Source organism: Stenotrophomonas pictorum JCM 9942 (assembly GCF_001310775.1).
Lineage (GTDB): Bacteria > Pseudomonadota > Gammaproteobacteria > Xanthomonadales > Xanthomonadaceae > Stenotrophomonas > Stenotrophomonas pictorum.
Map to the genome: position 1 here is coordinate 1 of NZ_BAZI01000205.1, position 5,120 is coordinate 5,120.

At 66.8% G+C, this 5,120-nt stretch carries 4 protein-coding genes and 1 pseudogene; 4 read left to right on the forward strand and 1 reads right to left on the reverse strand.

Features of this window, described 5'->3' with window-relative positions; all coding sequences use genetic code 11:
• Nucleotides 1-2,513: glycerol-3-phosphate 1-O-acyltransferase PlsB (plsB, locus tag JCM9942_RS10720; RefSeq protein WP_054659586.1), on the forward strand; the 2,513-nt coding region annotated here is incomplete at its 5' end.
• A gap of 128 nt (nt 2,514-2,641) precedes the next feature.
• Here plsB and JCM9942_RS10725 read toward each other — a convergent pair.
• Nucleotides 2,642-2,836 (reverse strand): YdcH family protein, encoded by a 195-nt coding sequence (locus JCM9942_RS10725; protein ID WP_089153165.1) that lies wholly within the window; start codon nt 2,834-2,836, stop codon nt 2,642-2,644.
• A 68-nt stretch (nt 2,837-2,904) separates the two neighbouring features.
• On the opposite strand from JCM9942_RS10725, the gene ttcA reads away from it, so the two are divergent.
• The 3 genes and pseudogenes from ttcA to JCM9942_RS10740 all read left to right on the forward strand — a co-directional run.
• Nucleotides 2,905-3,822 carry a tRNA 2-thiocytidine(32) synthetase TtcA gene (gene ttcA, locus JCM9942_RS10730; protein WP_054659589.1) on the forward strand — a complete coding sequence of 306 codons (918 nt, stop codon included), beginning with the start codon at nt 2,905-2,907 and terminating at the stop codon, nt 3,820-3,822.
• A 48-nt stretch (nt 3,823-3,870) separates the two neighbouring features.
• Nucleotides 3,871-4,779 carry a recombination-associated protein RdgC gene (locus JCM9942_RS10735; RefSeq protein WP_054659591.1) on the forward strand — a complete coding sequence of 303 codons (909 nt, stop codon included), beginning with the start codon at nt 3,871-3,873 and terminating at the stop codon, nt 4,777-4,779.
• Between the two features lie 52 nt (nt 4,780-4,831).
• Nucleotides 4,832-5,120: pseudogene (locus tag JCM9942_RS10740) on the forward strand (YgjP-like metallopeptidase domain-containing protein); the annotation flags it as partial.

Consider the following 5,120-nt stretch of genomic DNA (forward strand, 5'->3'; position numbering starts at 1 on the left):
CGCATGTCCGCGCCGCCGGTCGCCGCCCGTTGTGGGCGCGCCTGCTGGGCAAGCTGATCGAGCCGTGGCTGGGGTTGAAGATCGAACCGGAGCAGGCCGGTGACCACGATGACGGCCGGCCGGTGGTGTACGTGCTGGAAAACTACGGCCTGTCCAACGCGCTGATCCTGGATAAGGCCTGCCGCGACGCGGGACTGCCCTCGCCGCTGGTGCCGCTGGCCGGCGACCTGACCGGGCGCAAACGCGCTTACGTGGCACTGTCGCGGCGCTCCAGCAACAGCGCGCTGATTCCCGAACAGCGCGGCGCCAAGACCCATTCGGACTCGCTGGCCAAGCTGCTGCAGGCGCACCGTGCCAATCCGGCGCTGGATGTGCACCTGGTGCCGGTATCGATCTTCGTCGGTCGCGCCCCGGACAAGCAGAGCGGCTGGTTCGCGGTGCTGTTCTCGGAAAACTGGGCGCTGGTGGGCCGCTTCCGCCGGTTGCTGGCGATCCTGCTCAACGGTCGCGACACCATCGTCCGCTTCGCTCCGCCGGTATCGCTGCGCGAGACCGTGGATGAAGGCCTGGAGCCGGAGCGCACCGTACGCAAGCTGCAGCGCGTGCTGCGCACCCACTTCCGCCGGATCCGCGAATCGATCATCGGCCCGGATCTGTCCACCCGCCGCCTGCTGGTGGACAAGGTGCTGGAGTCCGATCCGGTGCGTGAAGCCATCGCGGTGCAGGCCAAGCGCGACAACTCCAAGACCACCGAGGCCTGGAAGAAGGCGCAGGGCTACGCCTGGGAAATCGCCGCCGACTACTCCACCCCGGTGGTGCGCTCGGCGAGCTTCATGCTCAGCCACGTCTGGAACCGCATCTACGCCGGCGTGCTGGTGCATCACCTGGACAAGTTCAAGGAAGCCGCGCCCGGGCATGAGGTCATCTATGTGCCCAGCCACCGCAGCCACATGGACTACCTGCTGCTGAGCTACCTGCTCTACGACCGCGGCATCGTGCCGCCGCACATCGTGGCCGGCATCAACCTCAACCTGCCGGTGGTCGGCACCCTGCTGCGCAAGGGCGGCGCGTTCTTCATCCGCCGCTCGATCAAGGGCAATGCGCTGTATTCGGCGGTGCTCAGCGAGTACGTCGCGCAGCTGGTGTCCGGCGGCTACTCGATCGAATACTTCATCGAGGGCGGGCGCTCGCGGACCGGACGTCTGCTGCAGCCCAAGGGCGGCATGATCTCGATGACGCTGCGCGCGTTCCTGCGCCAGCCGCGCAAGCCGGTGCTGTTCCAGCCGGTCTACATCGGCTACGAGAAGCTGATGGAGGGCAACAGCTATCTGGACGAGCTGTCCGGCCGGCCGAAGGAGAAGGAGTCGATCTGGGCGCTGCTGTGGGGTATTCCCAAGGTGCTCAAGCAGAACTACGGCCAGGTGGTGGTGAATTTCGGCGAGCCGATCGCGCTCAACGACGTGCTGGCCAGGATGGCGCCGGAGTGGGACGGGCAGCCGGTTCCCGAGGACGAAAAGCCGGGCTGGCTGGCCGGCACCGTGGACACGCTGGCCACGCAGATCCAGGTGCACATCAACGGCGCCGCCGACGTCAATCCGATCAACCTGCTGGCGCTGGCGCTGCTGTCCACGCCCAAGCACGCGATGGGCGAGGCCGACCTGATCGCGCAGATCGAGCTGTGCAAGAAGCTGCTGGTGGAAATGCCGTATTCGGACCGGGTCACGGTCACCCCGCATTCGCCCGAGCGGATCATCGCCCACGCCGAGGAGATCAACGTCCTCACCCGCGTCAAGCACCCGCTGGGCGACGTGCTCAGCGTCAGTGGCGACACCGCGGTGCTGCTGAGCTACTTCCGCAACAATGTGCTGCACCTGTTCACGGCGTCGTCGTGGGTGGCGTGCTGCTTCCAGAACAACCGCCGCATGAGCCGCGGCGGCCTGCTGCGGCTGGGGCGCGGGCTGTACCCGTTCCTGCAGCAGGAGCTGTTCCTGCCATGGAGCGAGGACGAGTTCGCCGCGCGCATCGACCAGACCATCGACGTGTTCGTGCGCGAAGGCCTGCTCCAGCATGTGGGCGAGGACGACGGCGGCATGCTCGCGCGCAGCACCGGCCAGACCGACGAGGTGTTCCGCCTGCGTGCGATCGGCCATTCGCTGCAACAGGCCTTCGAGCGCTACTACATCGCCATCTCGGTACTGGTGAAGAATGGCCCCGGCACACTCGGTGCCGGTGAGCTGGAAGGGTTGTGCCAGCAGGCCGCGCAGCGCCTGAGCCTGCTCTATGCGCCGGCCGCGCCGGAGTTCTTCGACCGCACGCTGTTCCGCAGCTTCATCCAGAAGCTGCGCCAGCTGCGGCTGGTGTGGCCGGACGAGAACAGCAAGCTGCTGTTCGACGAACGCCTGGACGCCTGGGCCAAGGACGCCAAGTTCATTCTTGGCCGCGAACTGCGCCACACCATCGAGCGGGTCAGTCCCGAAGCGGTGAAGCCCGAGGCGCCTGCGCCGCAGGGCTGAGCGATGCGGCCAGCGCAGGGGGTCGGATGCCGGCGCGGCGGACTTCCGCAGGGCCGGTGCCGGGGTGTTGCAGGCACTGGCCGCACGCTTGTCCGCCGTCGGGGGCGGTCATCCGATACGGGAGGGGCTCAGGCCGGCTCGTCCGGGATCAGCATCGCTTCCAGTTTGCCGATGCAGTCCTTGAGCTGCAGCTTGCGCCGTTTCAGCCGCTTGGCTTCCAGCTCGTCGTCCGGGTTGGCGGCCAGCCGCGCGATGCGCTCGTCCAGACTGCGGTGCTCGGCCCGCAGTTCGGCGATGCGCTGGCTGATCTGGTCTAGGGTCATGGTGTCCACAGCTGTCGAGCATACCCGGTTGCCGGGTTCAGCGAGAGCGGCGTCGCCAAGCCGGTAGAATGGCGCCAATGACTGCTGTTATTCCCCTTCCCGATCCCGCGCCGCGCGCCCGCGACCCGCGCGTGGCCGAGCGCGAGCACCACAAGCTGGCCAAGCGCCTGCGCCGCCAGGTGGGCCAGGCCATCGCCGACTTCGGCATGATCGAGGCCGGTGACAAGGTGATGGTGTGCCTGTCCGGCGGCAAGGACAGCTACACGCTGCTCGATGTGCTGCTGCAGCTGCAGAAGAAGGCGCCGGTGCCGTTCGAGCTGGTGGCGGTGAACCTGGACCAGAAGCAGCCGGATTTTCCCGAGCAGGTGCTGCCCGACTACCTGGCCGGGCTGGGCGTGGCGTACCACATCATCGAACAGGACACCTATTCGGTGGTCAGCCGGGTGATCCCGGAAGGCAAGACGATGTGTTCGCTGTGTTCGCGGATGCGGCGTGGTGCGCTGTACAACTACGCCGAGCAGAACGGGTTCACCAAGATCGCGCTGGGCCACCACCGCGACGACATGGTGGCCACGTTCTTCATGAACCTGTTCCAGCACGCCAAACTGTCGGGCATGCCGCCCAAGCTGCTCAGCGATGACGGTAAGCATGTGGTGATCCGCCCGCTGGCGTATGTCCGCGAGGCCGACATCATCGAGTACGCCGCCGCGCGCCGCTTCCCGATCATTCCGTGCAACCTGTGCGGCAGCCAGGAGAACCTGCAGCGCAAGCAGGTCGGACTGATGCTGCAGCAATGGGAGAAGGAGCACCCCGGTCGCGTGGAACAGATATCGCGCGCGCTGGGGACGGTGCGGCCTTCGCAGCTGGCCGATCCGGCCTTGTTCGATTTCATGGCGCTTGGCCGCCGCGCGGCGGCGCCGTTGCCGGACGCGCATGCGTGGCTGGCCGGCATCACCGCTGCGGGTGCTGAGACCGCCGACGCCTAAGCGGACGCCGTTGGCGTCTTTTTCTGAATTCCTCTTTACAGGCAATCCATGTTTTTCAAAAACCTGACGTTCTTCCGCTTCCCCTCGTCCGTTGATTTTTCCGAGATCGATACGCTGCTGCCGCCGGCCGTGCTCAAACCGGTGGGCGCGCTGGAGATGAGCTCGCGTGGCTTCATCTCGCCGTTCGGCCGCGAGGAAAAGGAGCAGTTCTCGCACCGTCTGGGCGAGGCGCTGTGGCTGACCATCGGCGGCGAGGACAAGATCCTGCCCAGTACCGTGGTCAACGACCTGCTCGAGCGCCGGCTGGAGGAGATCGAGGAGAAGGAGGGCCGCAGGCCCGGTGGGCGCGAGCGCAAGCGGCTGAAGGATGATCTGCTGCACGAACTGCTGCCGCGCGCCTTTGTCAAGACCTCCCGCGTGGATGCGTTCTTCGATCTGGTCCACGGCTATGTGGTGGTCAACGGTTCCAGCCAGAAGACCGCCGAGAACGTGATGAGCGATGTGCGCGGGGTGCTCGGCAGCTTCCCGGCGATGCCGCTCAACGCCGAAGTGGCGCCGCGTTCGATCCTGACCGCGTGGATCGCCGGCGAACCGCTGCCCGAGGGCCTGAGCCTGGGCGAAGAGTGCGAGATGAAGGATCCGGCCGAGGGCGGCGCGGTGGTCAAGTGCCAGCACCAGGAACTGCGCTGCGACGAGATCGACAAGCATCTGGATGCCGGCAAGCAGGTCACCAAGCTGGGCCTGGTGTTCGAGGACAACCTGTCCTTCGTGCTCGGCGATGACCTGATCGTGCGCAAGCTCAAGTTCCTCGATGGCGCGCTGGACCAGCTCGAGCATATCGATGAGGACGGCCACCGCGCCGAACTGGAAGCGCGCTTCGCCTTGCAGAGTGGCGAGATCCGCCGGTTGTTCCTGCTGCTGGAACAGGCGTTCAAGCTGAGCAAGGCCGACGCCTGACGCCACCGTGTTCCTGCCGCGCTGCTAACGCGGCGGGGACTAAGCTGCGACCATGTCCCGTCTGCTCCGCCGCCTGATCGCACCCGCCGCACCGGTGATCCAGCGCGATACCGTGCGCCTGCGGCTGGGCGAAAGCGATGAAATCGACGTGCTGCGTGTGCGTGATCCCCGGGCGCGGCGTCTGAAGCTCAGCGTCGACGAGCGGGGTGCGCGGTTGACCCTGCCGCTGCGCGCGAGCCTGGCCTCCGGCGAGCAGTTCCTGCACGCCAACCGGCAGTGGCTGCAGCAACAGCTGGCCCGCTTCAGCGACCAGGCACTGCCGGTGCCGACCTGCGCCTGCG

Bases quoted from the DNA above. Each gene is read 5' to 3' on its own strand.
- JCM9942_RS10725 (WP_089153165.1), bottom strand. From the start codon at position 2,836: ATGACCCTAGACCAGATCAGCCAGCGCATCGCCGAACTGCGGGCCGAG.
- ttcA (WP_054659589.1), top strand. From the start codon at position 2,905: ATGGCGCCAATGACTGCTGTTATTCCCCTTCCCGATCCCGCGCCGCGC.
- JCM9942_RS10735 (WP_054659591.1), top strand. From the start codon at position 3,871: ATGTTTTTCAAAAACCTGACGTTCTTCCGCTTCCCCTCGTCCGTTGAT.